This window comes from Mesorhizobium sp. Root102 (assembly GCF_001425625.1).
Lineage (GTDB): Bacteria > Pseudomonadota > Alphaproteobacteria > Rhizobiales > Rhizobiaceae > Mesorhizobium.
This window is the reverse complement of the sequence record NZ_LMCP01000012.1, coordinates 412,210-438,651: the sequence shown is the minus strand read 5'-3', so window position 1 is coordinate 438,651 and position 26,442 is coordinate 412,210. Positions and strand designations below refer to the sequence as shown.

26 protein-coding genes and 1 tRNA gene are annotated in these 26,442 nt (G+C 63.7%); 5 read left to right on the top strand and 22 right to left on the bottom strand.

Annotated features, from left to right (window positions below; genetic code table 11):
* Positions 1–30: 30 nt before the first annotated feature.
* From ASD12_RS13285 to rsfS, 4 genes are all read right to left on the bottom strand, one after another.
* Complete coding sequence (locus ASD12_RS13285) at positions 31–1,362, bottom strand: S41 family peptidase (protein ID WP_056586250.1); 1,332 nt, start codon at positions 1,360–1,362, stop codon at positions 31–33.
* Positions 1,363–2,688: a murein hydrolase activator EnvC gene (locus ASD12_RS13280; RefSeq protein WP_056586246.1), complete on the bottom strand. Its 1,326-nt coding sequence runs from the start codon at positions 2,686–2,688 to the stop codon at positions 1,363–1,365. It lies immediately after the preceding gene.
* Positions 2,689–2,871: 183 nt separating this feature from the next.
* Positions 2,872–3,354, bottom strand: a complete 483-nt coding sequence (rlmH, locus tag ASD12_RS13275; RefSeq protein WP_056586241.1) for a 23S rRNA (pseudouridine(1915)-N(3))-methyltransferase RlmH — start codon at positions 3,352–3,354, stop codon at positions 2,872–2,874.
* Positions 3,355–3,436: 82 nt separating this feature from the next.
* Entirely contained in the window at positions 3,437–3,814 is a 378-nt protein-coding gene (rsfS, locus tag ASD12_RS13270) for a ribosome silencing factor (protein ID WP_056586238.1), read from the bottom strand.
* Positions 3,815–4,057: 243 nt separating this feature from the next.
* On the opposite strand from rsfS, the gene ASD12_RS13265 reads away from it, so the two are divergent.
* Complete coding sequence (locus tag ASD12_RS13265) at positions 4,058–4,909, top strand: mechanosensitive ion channel domain-containing protein (protein ID WP_056586234.1); 852 nt, start codon at positions 4,058–4,060, stop codon at positions 4,907–4,909.
* On the opposite strand, the gene ASD12_RS13260 is transcribed toward ASD12_RS13265, so the two are convergent.
* From ASD12_RS13260 to obgE, 5 genes are all read right to left on the bottom strand, one after another.
* Positions 4,910–6,190, bottom strand: coding sequence for an MFS transporter (locus ASD12_RS13260; protein ID WP_056586231.1), 1,281 nt, complete (start codon positions 6,188–6,190; stop codon positions 4,910–4,912).
* 68 nt (positions 6,191–6,258) lie between these two features.
* Positions 6,259–6,891, bottom strand: a complete 633-nt coding sequence (locus ASD12_RS13255) for a nicotinate-nucleotide adenylyltransferase (RefSeq protein ID WP_244482833.1) — start codon at positions 6,889–6,891, stop codon at positions 6,259–6,261.
* 27 nt (positions 6,892–6,918) lie between these two features.
* Positions 6,919–8,205, bottom strand: coding sequence for a glutamate-5-semialdehyde dehydrogenase (locus ASD12_RS13250; protein ID WP_056586228.1), 1,287 nt, complete (start codon positions 8,203–8,205; stop codon positions 6,919–6,921).
* Between the two features lie 3 nt (positions 8,206–8,208).
* A complete protein-coding gene (gene proB, locus ASD12_RS13245) occupies positions 8,209–9,402 on the bottom strand; it encodes a glutamate 5-kinase (protein ID WP_056586225.1) in 1,194 nt (397 codons plus the stop codon).
* Between the two features lie 4 nt (positions 9,403–9,406).
* On the bottom strand, positions 9,407–10,438 hold the full coding sequence (gene obgE, locus ASD12_RS13240) for a GTPase ObgE (protein WP_056586222.1): 1,032 nt from the start codon (positions 10,436–10,438) through the stop codon (positions 9,407–9,409).
* 134 nt (positions 10,439–10,572) lie between these two features.
* Here obgE and ASD12_RS13235 point away from each other — a divergent pair, with 134 nt between their 5' ends.
* Positions 10,573–11,442: an endonuclease/exonuclease/phosphatase family protein gene (locus ASD12_RS13235; RefSeq protein ID WP_056586219.1), complete on the top strand. Its 870-nt coding sequence runs from the start codon at positions 10,573–10,575 to the stop codon at positions 11,440–11,442.
* A gap of 7 nt (positions 11,443–11,449) precedes the next feature.
* Here the strand turns inward: ASD12_RS13235 and ASD12_RS13230 are convergent, their stop codons facing one another.
* The 4 genes from ASD12_RS13230 to ASD12_RS13215 all read right to left on the bottom strand — a co-directional run bounded on the left by ASD12_RS13230 (position 11,450) and on the right by ASD12_RS13215 (position 13,760).
* A complete protein-coding gene (locus ASD12_RS13230; RefSeq protein ID WP_056586216.1) occupies positions 11,450–11,980 on the bottom strand; it encodes a GNAT family protein in 531 nt (176 codons plus the stop codon).
* 21 nt (positions 11,981–12,001) lie between these two features.
* Positions 12,002–12,589, bottom strand: a complete 588-nt coding sequence (locus ASD12_RS13225) for a GNAT family protein (RefSeq protein ID WP_056586213.1) — start codon at positions 12,587–12,589, stop codon at positions 12,002–12,004.
* Positions 12,590–12,708: 119 nt separating this feature from the next.
* Positions 12,709–12,978 (bottom strand): 50S ribosomal protein L27, encoded by a 270-nt coding sequence (gene rpmA, locus ASD12_RS13220; RefSeq protein ID WP_015315190.1) that lies wholly within the window; start codon positions 12,976–12,978, stop codon positions 12,709–12,711.
* A gap of 98 nt (positions 12,979–13,076) precedes the next feature.
* A complete protein-coding gene (locus tag ASD12_RS13215; protein WP_056586210.1) occupies positions 13,077–13,760 on the bottom strand; it encodes a 50S ribosomal protein L21 in 684 nt (227 codons plus the stop codon).
* A gap of 408 nt (positions 13,761–14,168) precedes the next feature.
* Between ASD12_RS13215 and ASD12_RS13210 the strand changes: the two genes are divergently transcribed.
* Positions 14,169–14,258 (top strand) — tRNA-Ser (locus ASD12_RS13210).
* Positions 14,259–14,316: 58 nt separating this feature from the next.
* Here the strand turns inward: ASD12_RS13210 and ASD12_RS13205 are convergent.
* The 4 genes from ASD12_RS13205 to ASD12_RS13185 all read right to left on the bottom strand — a co-directional run bounded on the left by ASD12_RS13205 (position 14,317) and on the right by ASD12_RS13185 (position 18,812).
* Positions 14,317–15,564, bottom strand: a complete 1,248-nt coding sequence (locus ASD12_RS13205; protein ID WP_056586207.1) for an NAD(P)/FAD-dependent oxidoreductase — start codon at positions 15,562–15,564, stop codon at positions 14,317–14,319.
* Positions 15,561–16,280, bottom strand: a complete 720-nt coding sequence (locus ASD12_RS13200) for a class I SAM-dependent methyltransferase (RefSeq protein ID WP_056586204.1) — start codon at positions 16,278–16,280, stop codon at positions 15,561–15,563. The genes ASD12_RS13205 and ASD12_RS13200 overlap by 4 nt, the downstream gene beginning before the upstream one ends.
* On the bottom strand, positions 16,277–17,344 hold the full coding sequence (locus tag ASD12_RS13195) for a type III polyketide synthase (protein WP_056586201.1): 1,068 nt from the start codon (positions 17,342–17,344) through the stop codon (positions 16,277–16,279). The genes ASD12_RS13200 and ASD12_RS13195 overlap by 4 nt, the downstream gene beginning before the upstream one ends.
* Positions 17,345–18,131: 787 nt before the next feature.
* Positions 18,132–18,812 (bottom strand): Crp/Fnr family transcriptional regulator, encoded by a 681-nt coding sequence (locus tag ASD12_RS13185; protein ID WP_056586194.1) that lies wholly within the window; start codon positions 18,810–18,812, stop codon positions 18,132–18,134.
* 824 nt (positions 18,813–19,636) lie between these two features.
* Between ASD12_RS13185 and ASD12_RS34100 the strand changes: the two genes are divergently transcribed.
* Positions 19,637–19,807 carry a hypothetical protein gene (locus ASD12_RS34100; protein WP_156389067.1) on the top strand — a complete coding sequence of 57 codons (171 nt, stop codon included), beginning with the start codon at positions 19,637–19,639 and terminating at the stop codon, positions 19,805–19,807.
* 193 nt (positions 19,808–20,000) lie between these two features.
* On the opposite strand, the gene recQ is transcribed toward ASD12_RS34100, so the two are convergent.
* Positions 20,001–21,839 (bottom strand): DNA helicase RecQ, encoded by a 1,839-nt coding sequence (gene recQ, locus ASD12_RS13180; RefSeq protein ID WP_056586191.1) that lies wholly within the window; start codon positions 21,837–21,839, stop codon positions 20,001–20,003.
* A gap of 219 nt (positions 21,840–22,058) precedes the next feature.
* On the opposite strand from recQ, the gene ASD12_RS13175 reads away from it, so the two are divergent.
* The gene (locus tag ASD12_RS13175) at positions 22,059–23,480 is read left to right on the top strand and encodes a coniferyl aldehyde dehydrogenase (RefSeq protein WP_056586188.1); all 1,422 of its coding nucleotides are present in this window, start codon (positions 22,059–22,061) and stop codon (positions 23,478–23,480) included.
* Positions 23,481–23,646: 166 nt separating this feature from the next.
* Here ASD12_RS13175 and ASD12_RS13170 read toward each other — a convergent pair whose 3' ends face one another.
* Genes ASD12_RS13170 through ASD12_RS13155 form a run of 4 tightly spaced genes read right to left on the bottom strand, consistent with a single transcriptional unit; the run spans position 23,647 to position 26,401 of the window.
* A complete protein-coding gene (locus tag ASD12_RS13170) occupies positions 23,647–23,982 on the bottom strand; it encodes a cupin domain-containing protein (RefSeq protein WP_056586843.1) in 336 nt (111 codons plus the stop codon).
* Between the two features lie 10 nt (positions 23,983–23,992).
* The gene (gene kduD, locus ASD12_RS13165; RefSeq protein ID WP_056586185.1) at positions 23,993–24,757 is read right to left on the bottom strand and encodes a 2-dehydro-3-deoxy-D-gluconate 5-dehydrogenase KduD; all 765 of its coding nucleotides are present in this window, start codon (positions 24,755–24,757) and stop codon (positions 23,993–23,995) included.
* Positions 24,754–25,605, bottom strand: a complete 852-nt coding sequence (gene kduI, locus ASD12_RS13160) for a 5-dehydro-4-deoxy-D-glucuronate isomerase (RefSeq protein ID WP_056586182.1) — start codon at positions 25,603–25,605, stop codon at positions 24,754–24,756. The genes kduD and kduI overlap by 4 nt, the downstream gene beginning before the upstream one ends.
* A 22-nt stretch (positions 25,606–25,627) precedes the next feature.
* Positions 25,628–26,401, bottom strand: coding sequence for a FadR/GntR family transcriptional regulator (locus tag ASD12_RS13155; protein WP_056586180.1), 774 nt, complete (start codon positions 26,399–26,401; stop codon positions 25,628–25,630).
* Positions 26,402–26,442 lie beyond the last annotated feature (41 nt).

Below are 26,442 nucleotides of genomic sequence, written 5' to 3'. Positions count from 1 at the left end.
GGCGGCCAGACCTGTTGTCGGTCGCAACCCTTACTGGTTGAGAACGGCCTTTTGCGGATTGGGCGGGAAGGACGGATCAGTCTTCTGGCCGCGCAGCAGCTGCTCGGCATAGATGAGCTGCAGGTCGTCCTTCGGATCCGGCGGCACATAGGCCGCCGACCCCGAACCGGTCGTGCTCTCGTCGGCGCCCTTGATATGGCCCTTGAGGTCGGATTCACCGCGCGTCAGGTCCCTGCCCTGCAGTTCCGGCGGCAGCGGCTGGTCGACCTTGATGTCGGGCGTGATGCCCTTGCCCTGGATCGACTTGCCGGACGGCGTGTAATAGAGCGCCGTCGTCAGCCGCAATGCACCATTCTCACCGAGCGGAATGATGGTCTGCACCGAACCCTTGCCGAAGGACTGTGTGCCGACCACCGTGACACGGCGCAAATCCTGCAGCGCGCCGGCGACGATTTCGGATGCACTGGCCGAGCCGCCATTGACCAGAACGATCATCGGCTTGCCGTTGATGTCGTCAACCTGCTTGGGCTTGGCGTCGAACCGGGTGACGTCCTTGGGATCGCGGCCGCGCGTCGAGACGATCTCGCCGCGATTGAGGAAGGCATCGGACACGCTCACCGCCTGGTCGAGCAGACCACCCGGATTGAGGCGCAGATCGAGAACGTAGCCCTTGAGCTTGTCGTCCGGCACCTGCTTCTTGATGGTGTCGATGGCGTTCTCGAGGTCGTCATAGGTTTTTTCGGTGAAGGAGGTGATCTTCATGTAACCGATGTCGTTCTCGACCCGGAACTTGACCGCCTTGACCTTGATGATGTCGCGCACGACCGTCAGTTCGATCGGCTTGTCGGCGCCCTGGCGCAGGATGGTGAGCTTGATCGGCGTGTTGACCAGGCCGCGCATCTTGTCGACCGCGTCGTTGAGGGTCAGGCCGCGAACCTCCTCGCCGTCGATCTTGGCGATATAGTCGCCGGCCAGCACACCTGCCTTGGCGGCCGGCGTGTCGTCGATGGGCGTGATCACCTTGACCAGGTCGTTCTCCATGGTGACCTCGATGCCGAGGCCGCCGAACTCGCCCTTGGTCTGGACGCGCATATCCTGCGCCTGCTCGGCGTTCATGTAGGAGGAGTGCGGATCAAGCGAGGCAAGCATGCCGTTGATGGCGTTCTCGACCAGCGACTTGTCGTCTGGCGGTGTCACATATTGTGCCCGCACCCGCTCGAAGATATCGCCGAAGATCGCCAGTTGCTTGTAGGTCTCCGACCCTGCAGCGTTCGCCGCCGAGCCGGGTGTGCCATAGACAAGGCTCATGGCGGACGCGCCCATCAGCGCACCGGCAAACAGAAGCGACAGTTTCCGCATTATTCACGTCCTTCCAGAAAAACGGTCCGCCCACCATGGGGCCGGATCGACGGGTTTTCCATCCTTGCGGAACTCGACATAGAGTTCCGGCGTGGCATTTCCATTCTTCGAAGCCGAGGTGCTCGCCACCCGGGCCTCTCCCATCGCTCCGATCGGCTCTCCTGCGAGCACTGACTGACCGGTCGCGACGCTGATTCTGCTCATCCCCGCCAAAACGACATGATAGCCGTCGCCTGCGTTAAGGATCAAGAGTTGACCATAAGAGCGAAACGGCCCCGCATAAAGCACATTCCCATCCGCCGGCGCGGTGACGATGGCTCCCGATTGTGTCGCAACCATGTCGCCAAGCATCACCGCGCCGTTACCGTCATCGGCGCCGAATCGCCGCTTGATGCGGCCGGTCACCGGCAGCGCGATCTGTCCCTGCAGCGCCGAAAAGGGTGCCGCGGCGGCAAGTTGGTTCCCTTCCGGCACCGGCAACGACGCCAGTTCCGCTGGGGCCGATGTCTTGTCGCCGTCCGCGGCGGCCTTGGCGGCATCGGCAGCCTTGCGGCTCTTGTCGGCCTGCGCTTCGAGCGAGGCGATCAATTCCTTTAGGCTGCCGGCCTTGGCCGCCAGCGCCTCGGATCGCTGCTTTTCAGCGGCCATTTGCGTTTGCGTGTCGGCTTCGAGCTTCTGCTTGGCCTCCAGTAGCATGCCGAGTCGCTTCTTTTCCGCCGCCTGGTCGCCGACCGCCGCCGTCAGCCGCGCCCGTTCGGCCTCGATCGAGGCCGTGACCCGCGACTGCTCCTTGAGATCGGCGAGTAGGGTATCTGTCTGCTGACGCAGTTCCGGCACCACGGCACCGAGCAGGATGGCGCTGCGCACCGACGACAGCGCGTCCTCCGGCTTGACCAGGATCGCCGGCGGCGGGTTCAGCCCCATGCGTTGCAGCGCGCCCAGCACTTCAGCCAGCACGTCGCGCCGCGCCACCAGCGAGGCGCGTATCTTCTGTTCCTGGCCCTTCAGCCCTTCCAGCTTGGCGCCGATGTCCTCGATGTCCTGGCCGAGCTTCTGCTCGGTCATCGCCGACTGGATCAATGCGGCGGTGATCGAAGCATGATCCTTCTTGATCGTCGCGATATCGGCGGAGAGCTTGGCCAACCGTTCGGACGACAGCGTGATCTCCTTCGAGACCCGTTCGTATTCGGCGCGGCTCTGGTCCGGATCGGGAGCCATATCGAGCGTGTTTTCGGCCCGTCCCGCATGCAGCGACAGCATAAGCAGCGCCGCCGCGATGCCGCAACGCGCGCGCCATGAGCCCGTTCTCGATTTCCAGCCTTCAGACATCCAGCGTCGACTCTATCTGCGGCTTCGTTAACGAACCATCAACCATGTTTGAAAGGCCCGTTCCCGAATGCATGTCGCCCAGAAGAGGTCCCGATTCTGGAAAAACGACAGGCATAAGACCAAAGGTCCAATCTGGCGCGGCATTGGGGCGGAAATCCGGGCAGGTCGCACCAATTCACAGGTTTACGAACGATGGTAGGGATGTCCCGAAAGGATGGTGGCCGCCCGATAGAGCTGCTCTCCCAGCATCACGCGCACCAGCTGGTGCGGCCAGGTCAGCAATCCGAACGACATCACCAGTTCGGCCTGATCGCGCAGCGACTGATCGTGGCCGTCGGCGCCGCCGATGGCGATGACCAGCGCCTTGCGGCCACCGTCACGCAACAGGCCGAGGCGCCCGGCGAAATCTTCCGAGGAAAAGCTTTTGCCGCGTTCGTCGAGCAGGATCAGCGCGGTGCCGGCTTGCAACTGCATCTGCAGTTTCTGGCCTTCCTCGCGCCGGCGCTCGCTTGCGGTCTGGGCGCGCCCCTCGGCAATCTCGGCAATGCCGGCAAATTCGAGCCCCACTGCCGGGCCGCTCTTGGCGAAGCGCTCGAAATAACGGTCGGCGAGCAGCTTCTCGGGGCCGGCTTTCATCCGGCCCACGGCATGAACTGATATCTTCATCCTCGCCCCTGTAAGCCGCTAATGCATGTCACCAAAAATGGAACCGATCGTGGGCAACGACATGCATCAAAAGAAAGGCGGCTTAGTGAAGGGTCTCTTCCTCGAGATCCGGCGCCTGCCACATCTTTTCAAGATTGTAGAATTCGCGGACTTCAGGGCGGAAGACATGGACGATGATGTCGCCCGAATCGATCAGAACCCAGTCGGCGCCTGCCAACCCCTCAACGCGCGCCATGCCGAGCCCGGCATCCTTGAGCGCTTTGAGAAGATGATCGGCGACAGCCGCGACGTGACGGTGCGATCGGCCCGAAGCGACGACCATGTAGTCGCCGAGGCTCGATTTCCCCTGGATGTCGATTGAGACAATATTCTCGGCCTTGGAGTCTTCCAGACTGGCAAGGACTGTCTTGATGGCGCGGGACACGGCGTCGTCTACGCTGATCCTGGCCGGCGAAGGCATGATATCGGCCTTCTTCCGCAGTGCTGTTCTCAGTGTATTTCCTTTCGCAGCAAGAACAACCAAATCACCCCCAAAAGCAGGTGACACCACTTAGATAGGCAGAGTTCCCTGACAGTTTCAAGACGGGACCCTGCCTCGCACGAACGTATTCTCGGTTCTGTGGTTCCGCCGCACGCTGGAAAAGATCGGAACCCATGTCGCCTGCATGGGTTATCGGCTCACCGACCGACCGGAATTTTTGTCATGGCGATCGACCCGCAAAACGCCCTCCTCACCGTCCGGGCCGGCCTCGCGCAGTTGAGCACGCTGATCGTTTCCTACTCTTTCTCGGCCATCGGTGCCGTCATCCTCTTGGTTGTCGGCTACATCATCGCCGGCCTTGCCGAGCGTTCGATCTTCGCTGGCCTCGGCCATATCCATGGTTTCGACGCGACGTTGCGGCATTTCTTCTCCAAGATCGTCCGCTACGCCATCCTGATCCTCGTCACCATCATGGTGCTCGGCCAATTCGGCGTGCAGACGGCGTCGATCATCGCCGCAATCGGCGCCATTGGCCTTGCCATCGGCCTGGCGCTGCAAGGCACGCTGCAGAACATTGCCGCCGGTGTCATGCTTCTGGCGCTGCGGCCATTTCGCATCGGCGAGTCCGTCGAGGTCGGTTCGATTGCCGGCTCGATCGAGGAGATCGGCCTGTTCGCGACCAAGCTCAGGAGCGCCGACCGCGTCTACATCCTGGCGCCCAATTCGACGCTGTGGAACCAGCCGGTGCGCAACTTCTCGCGCAACGGCGTGCGCCGCAGCGACATCGCGCTCAACATCGGCTCATGGAACGACATCGACCGCGCCCAGAAGACTTTGCTTGCCATTGCCGCCGCCGAGCGGCGGCTGAAGCGTGAGCCGGGACCGATCGCTTTCGTCGCGACTTGGGGCGAAAGCAGCGTTTCAATTGCCTTGTGCTACTGGACATCGTCGGCGGATTTCTTCGCCACCCAGACCGATCTCACCAAGCACGCCAAGCAGGAATTCGACTCGGAAGACATCTCCATCCCATTGCCGCCGCCGGAAGCGCCGCAACCGGAAGCCCGCCGGCAATAATCAGCTGGCTCTGTGCCGGTCCTGCTCGTCCGGCGCGAAAGCAAGCTCCACCGGCAGCGGCGCCTGCGCCGTCATCGGTGCGAAACTGCCGGTTTCCGCGGTAGGAACAGCCTGCGTCGTGAACACGCGCAGAAGTACGAACAGGCAGAAGGCTGCGGCGATGAGGATCGCCACATAGATGAACGCCTGCGTGCCAAAGACGGCCGAAAGCGCCGTTACGATGCCGGGCACGACGAAGCCCGACAGCGACCAGGCAAACAGCAGCGAACTGGACAGCGCCACCATGTCGTCCTTGCCGGCACGATCGGCGGCATGCGCGCTGGCCAGCGAATAGATCGATTCCGAGGCGCCGTCCCACACGATATAGATGACCACCAGCGCCGCCAGCGCGCCGCCGTCGAAACCGAGCGCAAACAGGCCGGCGACCATGGCGAGCGCGGATGCGGCGATCAGCACATAGCGGCGGTCGGTGCGGTCGGAAATCCAGCCAAGCGGGATCTGCAGGATCAGCGTGCCGACCGGCATCGCCGAAAGCAGCAGCGCCACGTCAGCCTGGCTGTAGCCCTTGGCCGTGGCGTGGATCGGCGCGAAACCCGCAATCGACATCGACAGGCCGCCAACCGCCAGCATACCGGCAACCCCGACCGGCGAAATCCGCCAGGCCCGGCGCAGCGCCACCGAGGCCGCCTGCGGTGCCGGCGGCTGAGCCAGCCGCGTCATCCCCACGGGAAGGATCGACAGCGCCGTGAAGACGATACCGATCAGCGGCGCATCCGCCGTCCTGATGTCGACCAGCGCCAGCGTCGCGTAGCCGACGCCGAGCCCGGCGACATAAGCAACGTAGAAGAACGCCATCACCCGGCCGCGAATGGCATTGGCAACGGCATCGTTGAGCCAGCTCTGCGCAACGATGAACAGGCCCACGATAGCAAAGCCGTAGAGTGAGCGGGCGGCGATCCACAGCAGCGGATGGACTCCGGCGCCGACAGCGGCATTGGCCAGCGCGATCAGCGCCGACAGCACCATGAACGCGCGGGCATGGCCAACCCTTCGCACCAGCGGGCCGGTCAGAATGCAGCCGGCGAGGCCGCCGGCCGAAAGTCCGGTGATGATCAGCCCGGCCCAGGTCGGATCAAAACCCTCGGCGCCGAGCCGCACCGGGATATAGGCAAACATCAGCCCGTTGCCGACGGCGATCAGCGCCATCGACACGATGACGCTGGCAATCGCGATCAGCGGCGTAGGCTCGGCTTCGCTGCGGTTTTTCCTGGGAATCGACATGCCTGCTCAGGATTGCCCATGAAACGGGCAAAGGGAGCGATAAAAGCGACATGGCCAGGCGAGCGGGCTCACCCCTTTGCCAGCTTGCGGATCGCGCTCGACGACAGCGACGAACGCGGGCCGTGGATGAAAGTCCAGGCCGGCGCCTTCATGCGGGCAAGCCGCGGCGCATCGCCCTCGTCGACGCGGGCATAGTCGAAGGTCTTGGCGACGACCGACGACAGGAACGACAGCGTCGCGCCCGGACGGTCGATGACGGCGATCGGGAAGGTCATGACGATCTCGCGCCAGCGCTGCCAGTGATGGAAATCGCGCAAACTATCCGCACCCATGATCCAGACGAAGTCGACACCGGGATTGCGCGTCTTGACCAGCGCCAGCGCGTCGGCAGTGTAGCGGACGTGGTGGGCCGCCTCGAAGGCGGTGACCTTGATCTTCGGGTTCTTGGCGATCTGCTCGGACAGGTGCAGCCGCTCGCTGAGCGGCGCCAATTCCCTGGTGCTCTTCAGCGGATTGCCCGGCGTCACCATCCACCACAGTTGATCAAGCGCCAGGCGTCGCAGCGCAATCTCGGCAACCAGCGCGTGGCCGGCATGCGGCGGATTGAACGAGCCGCCGAACAGACCAACGGCCAGCCCTTTCTCGGCATGTGGCATCTTCAGGTAACGGGAGGGTACCGCCGGTTCGGAAGATGCCAGCATGGCCTCAGGCTCTAACGACGAACGGCTTCAAGGCCTCACCTGTCCCGATCCGCGCACGCGGTATTTGAACGAAGTCAGTTGCTCGACGCCGACCGGTCCACGCGCATGCATCTTGCCGGTGGCGATGCCGATCTCGGCGCCCATGCCGAACTCGCCGCCATCGGCGAACTGCGTCGAGGCGTTGTGCAGCAGGATCGCCGAATCGATCTCGTTGAAGAACCGCTCGACCGCATGCGCATCCTCGGCGACGATCGCCTCGGTGTGATGCGAGGAAAACGTCTCGATGTGTTCGATCGCACCACCGACACCATCGACCAGCTTCACCGCGATGATGGCATCGAGATATTCGGTCACCCAGTCGGCATCGGTCGCCGGCCTGGCGTCGAAAAACACTTTCAGCACTTCGGCATCGGCATGGATTTCGCAGCCATCGGCGCGAAGTGCGTCCAGGATCGGCACCAGATGCGTGGAGGCAACCGCCCGGTCGACCAGCAGCGTCTCGGCGGCGCCGCAGACGCCGGTGCGCCGCATCTTGGCGTTGACCGCAATCCGCACCGCCATGTCGAGATCGGCCGAGCGGTCGATGTAGAGATGGCAGATGCCTTCGAGATGCGCGAAGACCGGCACCCGCGCCTCGTTCTGCACCCGCCCGACAAGGCTTTTGCCACCGCGTGGGATGATGACGTCGAGCGTACCGCTTAAGCCCTTCAGCATCTCGCCGACGGCAGCGCGATCGGTGGTCGGCACCAGCTGGATGGCGTCTCCCGGCAGGCCGGTTTCCTGCAGCCCTTCGACCAGGCAGGCATGGATGGCGGCCGAAGAATTGAGCGAATCCGAGCCGCCGCGCAGGATCACCGGATTGCCGGCCTTGAGGCACAGCGCGCCGGCATCGGCCGTGACGTTCGGACGGCTCTCATAGATGACGCCGACGACGCCAAGCGGCGTGCGCACGCGCTCGATATGCAGGCCGTTTGGCCTGTCCCATTGCGCGATGACATCGCCGACCGGATCGCGCAGCGCGGCGATCTCCCTGATGCCTTCGGCCATGGCACGGATGCGCACCGGATCGAGCTTCAGCCGGTCCATGAAGGAGGCGGAAAGACCGGATTCCTGACCATTTGAGACGTCGATGGCGTTGGCGTCGAGGATGTCCCGCTCACGCGCGACGATCGCCTTGGCCATGGCGAGGAGTGCGGCGTTCTTGGCGGCGGTCGTGGCAATGGCCAGCGGCCGGGCGGCAGCGCGGGCGCGGCGGCCGATATCGGCCATCGTTGCCACGGTGTCATCCCCGGATTTTTCATGCAGTTTCAGCATGGCTCATCCTCCGCTGGTTGCTTGGTCACCCGCCCCTACTTGGTCACCCGCCCCTACTTGGTCGCTGGCCCGTACTTGATCGCTGGAATGACTCACCACAAGGTCGTCGCGGTGGATCATCGCCGAACGCGCCTCGTAGCCAAGCACGGTTTCGATCTCGGCCGTCTTCAGGCCTGCGATCCTTACGGCATCGGCGGCATCATAGGCAACCAGCCCGCGCGCGATCTCGCGGCCCTCGGGCGACAGGATCGCCACCGTGTCGCCGCGCGAGAAATTGCCGCTGACCAGCTTGACGCCGGCCGGCAGCAGCGACTTGCCCGATAGAAGCGCACCAATGGCGCCGGCATCGACCGTCAGCCGGCCGGCAGGTTCGAGCTGGCCCGCGATCCAGGTCTTGTAGCCCTTGACCGGGTTGCTGCTCGGCCGAAAGAAGGTAGCGCGTTCGCCGCGTTCGATCGCCATCAGCGGCGACAGCCGCGTGCCCGACGTGATGATCATCGCGGTGCCGGCAGCGGTGGCGATCTTGCCGGCATCGAGCTTGGTGCGCATGCCGCCGCGCGAAAGTTCCGAAGCAGCGGCGCCCGCCATCGCCTCGATATCAGGCGTGATCCGATCGACCACCGGAATGAACTCTGCATCAGGGTCCCGCGCCGGCGGCGCCGTGTAGAGCCCGTCAATGTCGGAGAGCAGCACCAAAAGGTCGGCGCCCATCATGGTGGCGACGCGCGCCGCCAGCCGGTCATTGTCGCCATAGCGGATTTCCGAAGTCGCCACCGTGTCGTTCTCGTTGATGACCGGCACCGCCTTCATCTTGAGCAGCGTCGAGATCGTCGCCCGCGCATTGAGGTAGCGTCGGCGCTCCTCCGTGTCGCCGAGCGTCAGCAGGATCTGGCCCGATTTCAGGCTGCCCTTGCCGAGCGCATCCGACCAGGCCCCGGCCAATGCGATCTGCCCGACGGCTGCCGCGGCCTGGCTCTCCTCGAGCTTCAAAGCCCGCTTGCCGAGGCCAAGGATGGTGCGGCCAAGTGCGATGGCGCCGGACGAGACGACGAGGATCTCAGCGCCGCCCTGGGCCAGCACGGCAATGTCGTCGGCGAGCGAAGCCAGCCAGTCGCGCTTCAGGCCCGTCGTGCGGTCGACAAGCAGCGCCGAGCCGATCTTGACGGTGATGCGCCGATATTTTTTCAGCGACTGCATCGTCCTATCTGTCCCAGCGTGTCTCGACCGGCGCCGCGATCTGCGCCCGCGCCTCGGCCACGACAGACATCAGCGCCCGCAGCACCGCCTCGACGCCTTCGCCGGTGACCGCCGACAACAGCATCGGCGCGCGTCCGGCGGCGCGCTTCAGCGAGGCGGCCTTCTTCTTGCGTTGATCGGCATCGAGCGTGTCGACCTGGGAAAGTGCCACGATCTCGACCTTGTCGGTCAGGCCGTGGCCATAGGCCTCGAGTTCGGCGCGCACGGTCTTGTACGCCTTGCCCGGATTTTCCTCCTGCGCCGAAACCAGATGCAGCAGCACGCGCGTACGCTCGACATGGCCAAGGAAGCGGTCGCCGATGCCGACGCCCTCATGCGCGCCTTCGATGAGGCCCGGAATGTCGGCGATGACGAATTCGCGCGCGTCGATGCGGGCAACGCCGAGACCGGGATGCAGCGTCGTGAACGGATAATCGGCGATCTTCGGCTTGGCCGCGGTGACGGCGGCGAGGAATGTCGACTTGCCGGCATTGGGCAGCCCGACCAGCCCGGCATCTGCAATCAGCTTCAGCCGCAGCCAGATGTTGAGCTCTTCGCCTGGCAGGCCGGGGTTGGCGCGACGCGGCGCCTGGTTGGTCGAGGTCTTGAAATGCTGGTTGCCGAAGCCGCCATTGCCGCCCTTGGCCAGGAGAAAGCGCTGGCCGACCACGGTCAGGTCGCAGATCAGCGTCTCGTTGTCTTCTTGGAATACCTGCGTTCCCGCCGGCACTTTCAGCGTGACATCGGCGCCCTTGGCGCCGGTCATGTTGCGGCCCATGCCGTGGACGCCCGTCTTGGCCTTGAAATGCTGCTGGTAGCGATAGTCGATCAGCGTGTTCAGCCCGTCGACCGCCTCCAGCCAGACATCGCCGCCACGACCTCCATCGCCGCCGTCCGGCCCGCCGAACTCGATGAATTTTTCGCGCCGGAACGACACCGAACCGGCGCCGCCGTCACCGGAGCGTATGTAGACCTTGGCCTGATCGAGAAATTTCATGGGATTGTACAGTTTCTACTAGTGGCCTTGCGGCATTGCTCTAAACCTTGGGCTTTGCTCTAAACCAAGGCGCGGCGAAGGGCGAGGCCGTTTTATGACAATGGCCCTTTGAGATTGGCCGGAAAGATGCCGGAATGAAGCTTGTAACCTACAACATCCAATACGGCATCGGTCTCGACGGACAGTATGATGTCGGGCGCATCACCGACGCCGTGCGCGGCGCCGACGTGGTCGCTCTGCAGGAGGTGACCCGCAACAATCCCAGGAACGGCGGCCGCGACATGGTCGCCGAGATCGGCGAGGCGCTGCCCGATTATTTCGCCGTCTACGGCAGCAATTTCGAAGCCAATATTGGCTCCCAGGTCGAGAACGGCCGCGCCATCACGAAAACCTTCCAACTCGGCAACATGGTGCTGTCGAAGACCCCCATTCATCTGTCGCGCAACCTGCTTTTGCCGCGCAGCCGCAGCTTCGAGATGATGAACTTCCAGCGTGGCGCGCTGGAGGCGCTGATCGAGACGCCGCTTGGTTTCATCCGCTTCTATTCCATCCATCTCGATCACCGCAGCCCTGTCGAGCGCGCCAGCCAGATCCAGTTCCTGCGTCAACGCATGCTGAACTATGCGCTCGAAGGCGGCGCGCTGTCCGGCGTCGCCGAGATCGGCCTGCCGGAATTGCCGCATCCCGAAGCCTTTGTCGGCATGGGCGATTTCAACATGCTGGCCGGATCGCCCGAATATGTCGAACTCGCCGGCCGGCCGGACCACGAATTCGGCATGCCGCTGACCGCCGACTTTGCCGTCGATGCCGCCTTGCGCCTGAACGCCGCCGGCGACGATCTCGTCAGTTGGGTTGATCCCAAGCAACCCACTGATCCCAACCGCCACAAGCGCATCGACTACATCTTCACCAGCGCTTCGCTTGCCAAATCCCTGCAGCGCCTGTGGGTCGACCGAAAGGCAGTCGGTTCGGACCACCTGCCGGTCTGGGTCGAACTGGGTTGATGGCCAGTCATCCGACGGCGTTTTCACGTTCGACGATCGCCATCATGATCGCATCGCGATATTCCCCGTCGATATGGACGGCGTCACGCTGCACGCCCTCCCTGACAAACCCGACCTTGTCGTAGAGAGAGATGGCGCGAGCATTGTCGGAATGCACGGAAAGCTCGACGCGGACGAAGCCGGTCTTGCGTGCTTGCGCCAAAGTCGCATTGATGAGCCGCAGTCCGAGGCCACGCCCCCGATAGGAAGGAATGATCCCCATTCCGAGGGTGCCGCGATGAGCATGGATGAGCCGATCATGGCGTGAGATGTCGCACCAGCCGACGACCTCGCCACGAACAACGGCCACGAACCCCGGATCGCCTCTACCGATACGGTCCATTGCGAAACTTCGCGTTTGATCCAGCGGTGGCACCTCGAGGAAGGACAAGTACTTTCGCTCACGCGCTACGACATCGAGCGCGCGATGAAAGCTTTCGACATCCGCAGGCGTCATCGGCGCGATCGCGGCCGTTTCAATATCGCTGCTGTCGACCATTGGCCTGACCGTCGTCATCCATCAAAAATGCACCCAGTTCCGCAAGCTGGTCCACGTCTTCCTGTCGAGCCGGTAGCGCTCGACCGGCACCTGGCCGGCGACGATCGAGTTCAGCATGCCCTGGCCGGCATACTGGAACCCACATTTGTGGATGACGCGGCGCGAGGCCGGATTGATGACCCGCGTCGAGGCATGCAGCACCTGGATCGACGTCCTCTGGAAGGCGAGATCGACCAGCGCATGGGCTGCTTCGGTCGCATAGCCCTTCTTCCAGTAGGGCTCGCCGATCCAATAGCCGAGCTCCAGCCCGCGATCGGTGGTGTTGAGACCCGCGCAACCGACGAAAGTGTCGGTGCCGGCCAGCGTCAGGGCATAGGCGATGCCTGCGTGGCGCGACTTGGTCATGGCGAGGAAGGCACGCGCCTCGGCCTCACCATAGGGGTGCGGCATGCGTGCCAGCATTTCAGCGATATGGCGGTTGTCGGCTAGCTCGACCAGTTGCGCTATATCCCCTTCGTGGGGCGCCCGCATCACCAGCCGCTCGGTGACCAGCTCCGGGCAGTCTATCGCGTAACTTTCGTCTTCTGAGTCTTCCGCTTCGGCAACCATTTGAAGTCCTCCAGGCACAAGAAAAAGGGGAGATGGAAACCCATCTCCCCTGATCCTTTTCCTGGCTTTGCCAGACACCGGTTCCCGAGATGGGCGCCGGTGTTCTAGTGCGGAACCGGCTACTCCGCGGCTTTGGTAATCGGGTTGACCGATACGTAGGTTCGGCCGTTGGCTTTTTTGTTGAACGTCACGGCGCCGGTCTCAAGCGCAAAAAGGGTATGATCCGTGCCCATGCCGACATTGACGCCGGGATGCCACGTGGTGCCGCGTTGACGAATGATGATGTTGCCCGGGATGACGGCTTCGCCGCCGAACTTCTTCACGCCCAGACGCTTGGAATGCGAGTCGCGACCGTTGCGCGACGAGCCGCCAGCTTTCTTGTGTGCCATCTAACTAACTCCGTTGCGCCGCAAGGCGCCTAAAAGGCCTTATGAACGCGTTCGCGTTCCGTTTCAAGTCCGATCCGGCGACCCAATCGCCAGAAAAATTACTTCGCCGCCAATTCCTTGGCCTGCTCGCGCCAGTCCTTGATCTGGTCGGCGCTGAAGGGCATGTGCTCGTCGATCTTGGCGACATCCTTGTCGGTCAGCTTGGCGAGCTGGGCGAAGGTGATGATGCCCTGCTCGTTGAGATCCTTGGCTGCGACCGGGCCGATGCCCTTGATTACGGTCAGGTCGTCTGGCTCGCCCTTGGGCGCCTTGAACAGCGGCGCTGCCGCGGTCTCGGCTGCCTTTGTCTCGGCTGCCTTGGCCTTGGGCTCCTTCTTCGGCGCGGCTTCCGCCTTCGCTTCGGTGGCGGCCTCCGCCTTGGCTTCCTTCTTAGGTGCCTTGACCGCTGCCGTCTTTGTCGGCTTGGCGCCCCCCAGCAGGATCTCGGAGATCCGCACGGTGGTCAAAAGCTGGCGATGGCCGATCTTGCGGCGCGAATTCTGCCGACGGCGCTTCTTGAAGGCGATGACGGTGCGGTTCTTGCCCTGCTCGACGACTTCGGCGGTGACCACCGCGCCGTCGACGAACGGCGCGCCGAACGTGACATTCTCGCCCTCGCCATGCGCGAGAACATGGCCGATCTCGACCATATCGCCGACATTGGCTTCGACTTTTTCGATCTTCAGGAGATCGTTGGCGGCAACGCGATACTGCTTGCCACCCGTTTTAATGACTGCGAACATTTTTTGCCTTTCGCTGTTCGGTCGGCCTTGATGAACCGCCTCTGGCGGTTCAGCCGTCTTTTTGTCAGTCTGCGGGTTCAAAAAACAAGCGGCGCGGAAGAACCCTCCACGCCGATTGCGCGCTGTCCCTAGCCGAAGGTTGGATGCGAGTCAAGGCAAACAGCCGCGCCATTGCCGAGACTGTCATTGCCGGGCACGGCCCAGCCGTGTCGACATGCCCGGAGCATTGCCGCCTTCTGGCACGACGATGCGTGACCGGTCGGCAATTTGCCTGCGTCTGCCTGCACCAGACCCGCCATGAATCCGCCGCTTGCCGGGCAGGCCAAATAACTCACGGATTTGGCCTTGTAACCTGCCCGTTCAGCCGTTATCTAGTGCGCCGCGCCGGCAACGGCCGACCATGACCGCGGAGAGGTGGCAGAGTGGTCGAATGCACCGCACTCGAAATGCGGCATGGGTGCAAGCCCATCGGGGGTTCGAATCCCTCCCTCTCCGCCATAAATAGTTGATTTAATTTGGTTATTTGGTCTTTCTGCGGGCGAAGACGAGCGCCGCACTATGTAAGGCCGGTGATCGGCCTCGTCTTGCCGCTGATATGCGCACCCAGTGTCAGCGATTTCGGGAAAATCCGAACAGCCGCCCCCATCAGTGCCGCGCCGCCGGGGCCGATGGCCATTCGGGCGATGGCTGCAGCTGCGTAGACCCGCATCGAAAACAGTTTTCGCCAGGCGGCTTGATAGCGTCTACCGGCAGCTTCACGCCCCGCTCGGCCGCTTGGCGCACCCGCAAGTTCCGTGGCTAGCAGCCAACCGGACTGGAGCGCCATCGAGATCCCTTCGGCGATAATCGGATGAGACTCCCCGGCGGCATTGCCGACGCGGAAGATATCCTCTTCATAGCAGGCGCGAATGCCAGGCCGGATCGGGCCGGCTGCAAGCCACGGACCGTCGCGGCGGGCTCCATCCAGAGCGTCGCTCACGCCCCGGCAAGAAGCCATGAGATGGCGAAGCACCGCGTCGGCGGCCGACGCTTGGCCATCCTGTTTGGGGCCATCCCGGCTGGAGCCATGGTTCCCGCGCAGCCGCGCGAGCATGTCGCGACGTATGCAGCATGAGATCGACAGCCGGCCATGATCGGCCAGGACCATGCCGCCATAGCCGCCGGGAAACGCCAGCAGCGGCATCAGATCGGGCACGAGCGACGACCCGGTGAAATGCGCCTTGAAACCGAGCAGGTCCCACGGGCGGTTGGTCTTTTCGATCTGGCTTGGCAGCGGTCCCGGTTCCCAGGAACCGTGCGCGGCGACGATCACCGGCGCACGCAAGGTCGTCTCATCGGCGGAATTGTCGTCCCTCGCCTGAATGTGCACGCTTTGCATATCTCCATCCCGGTCGATGGCGACCGCCCGGCAAGGCTGGAAGATCTCGACGCCTGCCGACCGCGCCGCCTGCAAGAGCAGAGCGTCGAGAACGTCACGGCCCAGCGCCCGGCCGAAGCCGTCTTTTGCGGGAGGCCCATATTTTGCGCCCGGCATCGGCGCCTCGACGCAGGTCTCACCGGAGAAGAAGCCGACGCGGCGGATTTCGGGACCGGCATTTGCGCGCCAGGCATCGCCGATCTCCAGATGGTCGAGCAGCGCGATGTTGCTGGCCGAGACGTATTCCCCGCAGACTTTGCGGCGCGGGAATGCACTCTTTTCCACGATCGCCACGGCCCATCCACGCCGGGCCAGCGTCAGCGCGGCGGACGAACCGGCCGGGCCGGCCCCTATGATGACCGCATCGTGGGTGGACAATCGCCTCATGAGTCACGACCGCCGTCGGCGCTGGCGCCGACGAAGATGTGGGAAAAGAGACCGGCACGCCGCTCCTCGAGCGGCCTGCCATTCGCCGCAAGCCAGAGAACGGAAAGCTCGCTGTCGCGAAAGCCGGCGCGCACGCTCTGCGCCGCATCATGTCGGGTAACGTCGTTGGCGCCGATCACCGGCAGAAGTCGGGTCGCGGCCAGTGCCGGCATCGCCCTCAGCGGTTCGGTCGCCAGGAGCAACGGGGCTTTCGGCGCCAGCAACGAAAACAGATGCACCAGTTGGGCATCGCGGAAATGATGCAGGAACAGATTGACGGTGATTGCATCGAAGTGCCTGCCCTCGGCCCTTTCCGCCCAATCGAAGACGTCGCAGGTGATGGTCTCGATCTGCCATCCCAGCCTACCGAAATCGGCGGACAGCGCAGCGGTGACAAGGCCTGTGCGATCGAGCAGCGTCAGCTCGACCTGAGGCCAATGCTTGGCGATGCGCCGCGCCACGGCGAGCATGAAGGTGCCGTCGCCGGCTCCGATCTCCAGAATGCGGCGTGGCGGCCTCGGCACGAATTTTCGCAGCAATGATGCCATGATCCGCGCCTGGAACATCAGCACGTTGATGTGGCGGAGGTCTCGGCGCGAAGTGAGCGCGCGCGGATCGTCGGCCGCAAGCCCGTCGAGGATTTCCGGGACGAGGCTGCGGTGGCTGAGCGCCTTCATGACACGGTTCGGAAAAGCATGGTTTCGGCCGTCAATCCAGGTCCGAACGACATACCGCAGCCGAGCAGACCCGCTGGCGCCTTCAGCATCTTTTCCAGCACGAACATGACGGTGGCCGACGACATGTTGCCGTATCGACGCAGCACCTCGCGCGACGGCGCGAGTGCAGCGGGCGCAAGGTTCAGCGCCCTTTCGACGGCGTCGAGAACCGAACGTCCGCCGGGGTGTACGGCCCAGAGATCGATCGCTTCGGTTGGCCGGTCGTGGAGGATAGCGTCCAGGTTGCTCCGCAAGGTTTCATGAACCGCCGCCGGTACCTGGCCGGAGAGAACCATGTTAAAGCCGTGGTCGCCAACGTCCCAGCTCATCAGGCCGCGCCGCTCATCCGCGACAGCGCAGTGGAAGCTCTCAAGCTCGATGCCGGGCGGCTCGGCGGTGACAAGTGCGGCAGCGCACCCATCGCCCCAGAGGCAGAAAGACAGCAGCTTTTCCAGCTCGGTGGTTTCCCGGAGATGCAAGGTGCAGACTTCGATGTTGACAACCAGGACCCTTGCCTTCGGGTCGGATCGAACGATGTGGCGGGCAAGCTTGAGCGCGTTGATCGCCGCGTAGCAGCCCATGAACCCGATCATCGTGCGTTCGACCCTGTCCGACAGGCCGCAGCGCCGAACCAGGTCCAGATCGATACCTGGCGCGGAAAACCCTGTGCAGGTGGCAACGATGAGATGGGTAATGCGTGTCGCTTCGTCGCCAAGCCGCAATCCGTCGACGCCTTTTTGTGCCAGTACAGGGGCGGCTTCGCAAAACATCGTCATTCTCGCGGCCGTTCCGGGAAACGCGCCGCGGATGAAGCTTCCCTGAAGATCGACGGACGGCCCCTCGGGATCCAGGGCGGGTGCGAAACAGGAATAGCGGCTCTCGATGTCGGCAAGGCCGGCCATGCGTTCGAAAATCCTCCGGTGGCTGGCAGCGAGCATGGAAGCCGCGAACCGCAGATAGAATTGATGAACCTCATGTTCCGGGACCGCTGTCGCGATCCGGTTGATATAGGCGTTCGCGGACATTTCCGGTCTCCATGGGGTCATGCGCGGCTTCGCTCCGCTGCCGGAGCAGTTTTTGCTCACTGACGCCGGTGTTGGAACGCCAGGTCTTGCGCTGCCTGTTCCATGAACGTTTCGCAAACGGGTTTCGTCCCGGGCCATCTGTAGCGGCGCTTCATGCCAGTCCGGCTGGCCGAACCGCCATCCGGGAGCTGGTGGCCGGGCATCCCGTGCACACGCACGATCTCGTTGTCTCGCTGCGCAACTTCATCCGCGAGGCCCTCGACCTTGCGCCGATCCCGTCCGACCTCATGATCCCGCAACAAGGTCCGACCAGGCCATCGGCTTCGGGCGCACGCGGCAAGAGCGACCGTGGCAACGAGCCTTCCAGCGGCGGTTGGAAAGGCGGCATGGGTGGTGGAGGGCACAGTTGGAGCATAGCTTCCGCTCACCTCTGGAAGCGCGTAGGAAGGGAGCGCTCCGTGACACGGCCTGACCTGACCCCATTCGTGGGCTCAATAGGAACTCTGCGCCTCGCCTGAAAATAGGACTTTTCCGCATTGGCCCCGACGGAGGCAAAGGGATGCCGGCGCGTCCGCTTGGGGAGTTGGGGGGCTGGGACGGACGCGCCGAGTCGCCGACAACCGCCGCGCCATCTTGCTGACGCACACAACTGGGACTCTGCAGGCAGTCGTGCAGTTGCCGTACCGAGATGGTCTTACGGTTGTAGGGCCGGTCTGGGGGGTCTAGACCGACATTAAAACATAGCACGAGTGCAAGTGGCTTGGCTGTTCCATACAGAACAGGTTCCTCAAAGGTCCCTGCCCCTGAGGTGAGGATTGTCGTGGAGGACCACATTCAGCAGAGAGTTGTGAACCTCCAAATCTCCGTTGTACTTAATGAACCCGAGCTTGCGGAACTTGTTCATGAAGGTGCTAACGCGCGACCTCGTGGTGCCGACCATCTCAGCCAGCGTCTCCTGGCTTATCTTCGCAATGACGGGCTGCGGGGCTCCCTCCTTGCCAAAATTTGCCATCAGCAGGAGCAACCTCGCCAGGCGCTTCTCGCTCGAATTGAAAAGCTGGTCCACCAAATCCTCTTCGACGCGGGCGTTCCTGGCCAGCAAGTATGACATGAATACCTCTGAGAACTGCGGCTCCTCTTTGAGCACCCGCGAGATCGATGCTTTATCAAGCCGCATAATGACGCTGTCCACCATCGCAGAGACCGAGGCAAGGCGTAGGGGCTGGCCGGACAAGCAGCCTTCGCCGAAGAAGTCCCCGCTGTCGTGGAGAGCGACGATTGCTTCCTTGCCCTGCTCCGATAGGATGCAGACCTTGACCTTGCCCTTCTGGATGTAGAAGACGGAATCCGCCGGGTCGCCCTGCGAATAGACAGTCTCATTCTTGCGATACGCCGCTACGGTCCGTCCGCCGTCCACGGTATTGAGGAAGACGTTCACGTCGAATAGGCGTTTGTTGGCCTTCGCCACGACGGGGCTCCGATTTGGTAATCGTGACATTCTAACGCAGGCTGTGCATCAGGAAAACCACCCACAGTCGACGGAAGCCCGCTTCGGCGAACAGCCGTGAGCGTTGTGCCATGGTGTGATCTGGTCGTTCTGGCAAATGAGCCGAACGACAACTTGCCACACCCGTTGAAGCCGCTTTATTGAGGCCGCCGCCGTTGCCGCATTAGAACAGCGAGCCCCGAGCATTCAAGGCTGATAGCTGAATAAAAAACCTCGCCGCTCCATTTGCGAAGCGGCGAGGGCCCCACCGCCCCATGCCGGGTCCCATGGTCCCAGCACCCGGCATTGCCGACGTTGCAATTGTGATGCCAGCGGCAAATGACCCATTGTGGGGCAGGCTAACCGGCGCCTTGGCTAGCGTCCCGTCCCAGAGCGTGCGTTGTGGCGGATTGCGAGCGCCGATGACGACGTCATAGGCGCCGCCAGTAACACATACCACGGGCATGCATCCTCCGCCCCCTCAAGGTTGCCCCGAGGCCCTGGCCCGCGCCAGGCACTGCAGCGCCCCGCAAGAGCATAACCCAACCCGGCCACGCCTGCCGGTGGCTTTGGCCAGCAGCGCGCACCTGGTAGCTGGATAAATACCGCCCTGCTGGATTGGTCGTCGGCCAACAATCAGTGCATTGCCGGCAACAAGTCCGCCTGTACTACCCGGACCCAACTTGGGGCTCGGCTAAGGGCCGCCGGCGTCAATCCGACGCCGATCTGAGTTCCCTCAATATCGAGACCGGAAGTCGTAGAAGGCATGTCAGGGTTTAGGTATTCTCTGCAAGGGGAGAAAAGGCGTGAGCGAGATCGACCACGTCGACAATCGATACGATCGCCGAAAGTACGGCGGAAGCCGTCGTTCCGGTAGCTTGTTTTACCGGGTGAAGATTGTTGCGGCCATTGCAGTGATCGGTGGTCTCTTAGCCCTCCAAGTCGTGGCGTTGTTGGACTGCAGTGTCAATCTCTGATCAATTTGTTGAAACGCGAGTGCTGGTTCTGCAGCGAGGGCGCCTCGCAAGCGGCCTCCGCAACGCAATTGGACCGCGTTGGCCGGCTAGCCGCGCGGGAACGCTTGAGGGAGGCTGCACCACGCCGGGCTGATCCTTTACCGGGACAAATGACCAGCCGTGCCCGATCCGGGCCGATCTCCATGGCCTGACTTTAGGCAGAGCCACCCGACTGGTGCGCGGCGATTGCGGCGAGAAAAACCTGGCCGAATTCCTTGAGCTTGGCAGCGCCAACGCCATTCACTTCGGCGAAGGCGTCGAGGTCATGCGGGCAGCGCTCGGCCATATCGATCAGCGTGCGATCGGAAAACACCACATAGGCCGGCACCTGGCGTTCCTTGGCGAGGCGCAGCCTCAGCGCCTTGAGCGCGGCCAGCAGCCCGGTGTCCACATCAGCCTGCCCGAGATCCTGCCCGGAACGCGTCTTGCCGCGCAAGGCGCGGCTGCGCACCTCGACCCGATAGTGGAACGGCATCTCGCCACGGCCAAGCGCATGGCCTTTTTCGGCGATGGCGAGGCCGCCATGGCCGGCCGGATCCGGCATCAGAAACCCGCCTACGACGAGTTGCCGGATCAGCGACAGCCAGAAATCCTTCTTGTGCGCCAGTCCGCTGCCGAAGCTGGCGAGCCTCTGATGGCTCCTGGCGAGGATCTTCTCGGTTTCATGGCCGAGCAGAATGTCGATGACATGGCCGGCACCGAAACGCTCGCCGCTCTGCGCGATGGCCGCCAGGATGATCCGCGCCTCCGCTCCGCCGTCAGCGCGCGGCGCCTGGTCGAGGCAGGTGTCGCAATTGCCGCAGGGCTGCGCTTCCTCGCCGAAATAGCCGAGCAGCACCTGGCGGCGGCACTGCGCCGTCTCGCAATAGCCGATCAGCGTGTCGAGCCGGCCATGCGAGCGCCTCTTGTGCTCGGCCGGCGCGTCCTCGTCGTCGATGAACATCCGCCGCATGCGGATATCGCCAAGGCCGAACAGCATATGCGCCTCAGCGTCCCGCCCATCGCGGCCGGCGCGGCCGATCTCCTGGTAGTAGGCCTCCAGGCTGCCCGGCATGTCGGTGTGGAAGACATAGGCAACGTCAGGCTTGTCGATGCCCATGCCGAAGGCGATGGTCGCCACCATGACGACACCAGACAGGGTCATGAAACTGTTCTGGTTGGCGTCACGCGCCTCCTTGCTCATGCCGGCATGATAGGCGAGCGCGGTGACGCCGTTCCTCTCGAGGAACGCCGCCATCTCCTCCGTCTTCTTGCGCGATAGGCAGTAGACGATGCCGCTGCGGCCGGGATGGCGCTCGACGAAGCGCAGCAATTGCCGTTTGCTGTCCTGCTTGGCCTCGATGGCAAGCTTGATGTTCGGCCGGTCGAAGCCCAGCACCAGCGTTTCGACACGCTCGGCGAACAGCCGGGCTTCGATGTCCGTGCGCGTGCTCTCGTCCGCCGTCGCCGTCAACGCGATGATCGGCACGTTTGGGAAAATACCGCGCAGCCGCGACAGGTCCTCGTATTCGCGCCGGAACGCCGGGCCCCACTGGGAAATGCAATGCGCCTCGTCGACAGCGATCAGGCTGATCTCGAGCCGGGCCAGTGCATCGAGCATCCGCTCGGTCATCAGCCGCTCCGGCGCGAGATAGAGCAGGCGCGTCTGGCCCGAAGCAACGCGCCGCCATGCGGCGATATTGGCATCGCGGTCGATCGAGGAATTGATCGTGTCTGCGGCGACGCCGGCAAGACGCAAGGCGGCGACCTGATCCTGCATCAGCGCGACCAGCGGCGACACGACTATGGTCAGCCCGCCCAGAACCAGCGCCGGAACCTGGTAGCAAAGCGATTTGCCCGCACCCGTCGGCATGACGGCCAGCACATGACGCCCGGCCAGCAGCGCGTCCATGACATCGGCCTGGCCGGGGCGAAAATCATCGAAGCCGAACACGTCCTTCAGGACGCGCCGCTTGGGATCCCCCGCCCGAACGCTCGCTGCCTGTGCCGGCATCAGGCGGACACCGGACTGGAATATCGTGGATTGGAGAGGATGTGGAAACCGGTCAAAACGACTCTCTGCGTGGGCACCTTGCCTTAGCGCAGCTGTCATCACGCCACAACAGGAACAGGTCGTTCGCAGCCTGCGCCTTCCCCGGGGACACCCGCACCCCCGCTGGATTCCCTCACACACCACGATGTAAGCTCGGCCCGACAAGCCAGGGAGGGCGCGATGCTGCAGACCAGACAGGACGTTCTCGGCGAGCGGCTCCGGCTGCAACGCGCCGCCTTCGAGGCGCAGCCTTTCCCAGACATTGCCATCCGCAAGGACCGCCTGAAGCGCCTGCTGGCGCTGACCGAGCGGCACGAGGCCGACATCTGCACGGAGATCGACGCCGACTTTGGCGGCCGCTCGGCACACGAGACGCGGCTTGCGGAACTGTTTGTCGTGCGCGCCGGCATCCGCCACGCGCTGTCCCATCTCAGGGGCTGGATGCGGGAGCGCCGTGTCGCCACCACCATGCCGTTCTTGCCGGGCCGAAATCGCCTCATTCCACAGCCGCTCGGCGTCGTCGGCATCGTGTCGCCCTGGAATTATCCTTTCCAGCTCGCTGTCGCGCCGGTGACTGCAGCCCTTGCCGCAGGCAACCGCGTGCTCATAAAACCTTCCGAGCTGACGCCGGCATTTTCGGCGCTGCTGGCCAAACTCGTTGCCGAGCATTTCTCACCTGATGAGCTAAGCGTCATCACCGGCGATGCGGAGATGGGAAAGGCGTTCGTATCGATGCCTTTCGACCACCTGCTCTTCACCGGCTCAACGGCGGTGGGCCGCCAGGTCGCGATCGCGGCGGCCGCCAACCTGACCCCGGTCACGCTGGAACTCGGCGGCAAGTCGCCGGCAATCTTCGATCCGTCATGCGACCTCGATGCGGCGGTATCCAGCATTGCCTATGGCAAGCTGTTGAATGCCGGGCAGACCTGCATCGCGCCGGATTATCTGCTGGTGCCGAAGGGACAGGCAGGCACGGTCGCAGCCAAGCTCGCAACGGCGATCGCGAAGCTCTACCCGACCTTGCGCGACAACCCCGATTATACCGCCATCATCAGCGACCGGCATTACCAACGCCTGCGCGACATGATCATCGAGTCGCGTGATGCCGGCGCCGATATCACCGAGATCAACCCGGCCGGCGAGCAACTCAGCGCCACCAGCCGGAAATTGCTGCCGACGCTGGTCCGCAATGCCAGCGCAAACCTGCGGCTGATGCGCGAAGAGATTTTCGGGCCGGTGCTGCCGATCGTCGAATATGCCGGGATCGACAAGGCGATCGCCCATGTCAACGGGGCGGATCGGCCGCTGGCGCTCTACTGGTTCGGCCGCGACAGCGGCAATCGTCAGCGCATCCTGCGCGAGACCGTCGCTGGCGGTGTCACCATCAACGACTGCATGCTGCATCTGGTGCAGGAGAACCAGCCCTTCGGCGGTGTTGGCGCCAGCGGCATGGGCGCCTATCACGGCGAATGGGGCTTTCGCACCTTCAGCAAGGAGAAGCCGGTTTTCCTGCAGTCGCGGCTGAGCGCGGGAGCCATGTTGCGTCCGCCCTACGGCAAGACATTCGAGCGGCTTTTCAGCCTGCTCCGGCACATCACCTGACAGAGGACAGCCCTCGGCTGTACGGCGCATTAAGCCTATGTTCACCATGATGCGGCAGGCTTCACATCCTGCGGTCATGTCTTGCGTACCGCGGCGCCATAAGCGCCCAGGCAACAACCCGCGTCTCTTTTGGGGCGCGGGTTTTCCCTCGATCCCCTACCCTTGGCTAGGCGAGGAAATCGGCCCGGTGCGGCGTGAAGCTGTCGACCAGCCGCCCCGCTTCCAGCGCCTTGACGCCGTGCACCAGACCGGACGGCACGATGAAGCTGCCGCCGGCTTCGATGGTTTCGGTCCGGCCGTCGATGGTCACCTCGAAGCGGCCTTCGGCGACGTAGCTCGCCTGGACATGCGGGTGCGAATGCAGGGCTCCGACGCCCCCCTCGTCGAAGCCGAATTCGACCAACATCAATTCATCGGTGTGCAGGAGAACGCGTCGCCTGTTGCCATCCGGCGTCGTCGTCCACGCGCCTTCGCCGGCATGCGCGAAAATCTTTGCGGTCATCGTCATCTCCTCATCGCGCCAGCCAGCCGCCATCCACCGGCACCACCGCGCCATGCATGTAGTTCGACGCCGGCGCTAGCAGGAAGACGGCGGCGTCGCCAATGTCGCCCGCCTCGCCCCAGCGGCCGGCCGGGATGCGCGCCAGAATGGCCGCACTGCGGTCGGGATCGGCACGCAACGCCTGCGTGTTGTTGGTCTCGATATAGCCCGGCGCGATGGCGTTGACGTTGATGCCCTTTGCCGCCCATTCGCAGGCGAGCAACCGGGTGATGCCGAGCACGCCATGCTTCGAGGCAGTGTAGGACGCAACACGGATGCCGCCCTGGAAGCTCAGCACCGAAGCGATGTTGACAATCTTGCCCTGGCGTCCGCCGGCAAGCGTCCGCCTGGCGAAGGATTGGCAGAGCCGGAAAATCGTCTTCAAATTGACGTCCATGACGTCGTCCCAATCGGCCTCGCTGAGATCGACGGCATCGGCGCGCCGGATGATGCCGGCATTGTTGACCAGCCCGTCGAGCGGCCCGCTTTCGTCCCAGATCCGGCCGAGCAACGGACCGGCGGCCGACGTGTCGGCAAGGTCGGCACTCACCGCCTCGAATTGCCCGCCCACTGCGGCAACCTTGTCAGCCGTGTCGTCCATCGACGAGCGGCCGACACCGATCACCGCACCGCCGGCGCGTGCGACCGAGACCGCAATGCCCTGGCCGATACCGGTGTTGGCGCCGGTCACCAGGATACGCTTCCCGGCGAGGCTGAAGGCGGAGAGATCGCTCACCGCAATTCGTCCAAGGCCACCGGATCGACATCGGTATAATCGACATTGTCGCCGGCCATCGCCCAGATGAAAGCATAGTTCGACGTGCCGGCGCCCGAATGGATCGACCATCCCGGCGACAGCACCGCCTCCTCATTGCCCATCACGATATGGCGCGTTTCGTCCGGCTCGCCCATGAAGTGGAAGACGCGTGCCGTCTCGGCCAGGTCGAAATAGAGATAGGCCTCCATGCGCCGGTCGTGCACATGGCACGGCATGGTGTTCCACACCGAGCCCGGCGCCAGCTGCGTCATGCCGACCACCAGCTGGCAGGTCTTCACGCCCTCGGCATGGATGAACTGGAAGATCGAACGCTCGTTGCAGGTGTCCTTGCTGCCGAGATCGAGGCGCTTGGCATCGCCGATGCGGATCAGCCGGCTGAGCCAGGCCTGATGCGCCGGCGCGCTGAGCAGATAGAACTTCGCCGGCGCGCCCTTGTCCGCCGTGGCGAAGGACACGTCGGTGGTGCCCATGCCGAGATAGAGCATGTCGCGCGCCTGCAATTCGAAGGACTGGCCCCCGGCCTTGATGACGCCCGCGCCACCGATGTTGACGGCGATCATCTCGCGGCGGTCGAGAAAACCTTTGGTCCCGGTCGGCTTGATCGCTTCCAGCGGCAGTGGCGCGTCGGTCGGCATGGCGCCGCCGACGATCATGCGGTCGTAATGGGTGTAGGTCAGGCTGATGCGGCCCGGCTGGAACAGGTCGTCAATGTGGAAGTTGTGACGCAGTTCATCTGTTCCCATCGCCGCGGCGGCGACCGGGTCGATGGCAAAGCGCGATGTATAGTCGGTATGATTCTGGCTCATGGCTGTCCTGACTTCAAATGGGTCATCCGCTGGCCGCGGCTTTGACCGAACTGGCATAAAAAGCCTGACGCGCATGCAGGCGCTCACGGTAACGCTGCTGGCTGGCGGTGAGATGTGCACGCATCGCCTCGCGCGCGGCCTCGGCATCGCCAGAGATAATGGCGTTGAGGATCACCAGATGCTCGCGCTGCAGCCCGCGCTGATAGCTGTCGGATTGCACCAGCTCGGTCGACCAGGGCGAGGTCACGTCGCACGGAATGGCGCGCCGGCCGAGCACGTCGAGCATCTCGACATAGAACGGGTTGTTGGTGGCGCTGGCGATCGCGCGATGGAAGGCAAGGTCGGCCGGACCGGTCGGCTCGCTGGCAAGCAGCAGCCGTTCGAACTCGAAGAAGGCTTCCTGGATTGCCGCCTCCTGCGCGGCATTGCGGCGGATGGCGGCGAGCCCGGCCGATTCGATCTCGATCGCCAGGCGCACCTCGAGCACGTTGAGCGCGATCGAATCCTTGCTGCCAATGTCGGCGGCCAGCGCGCCGAACATCGTCGAGATGTGCTCGGTGACGAAGACGCCGGCGCCCTGGCGCGGCTCGACCTGACCGTCGGCGGCAAGCTTGGCCAGCGCCTCGCGGATGACGGTGCGGCTGACGCCGAAAGTTTCGGTCAACTGGCCTTCGGTCGGCAATTTGTGGCCGGGCAGGATCTCGCCCGCCTGCAGCTGCTTGCGGATCGCCGCGACCACGGTTTCCGACAGCTTGGGTTTTCTTTCGACCCTGAGGTCCGTTGATGCAGCGGACACGTGATGGTCTCCTAAAGCAATTCCAGGAAAAGTGTGAAACG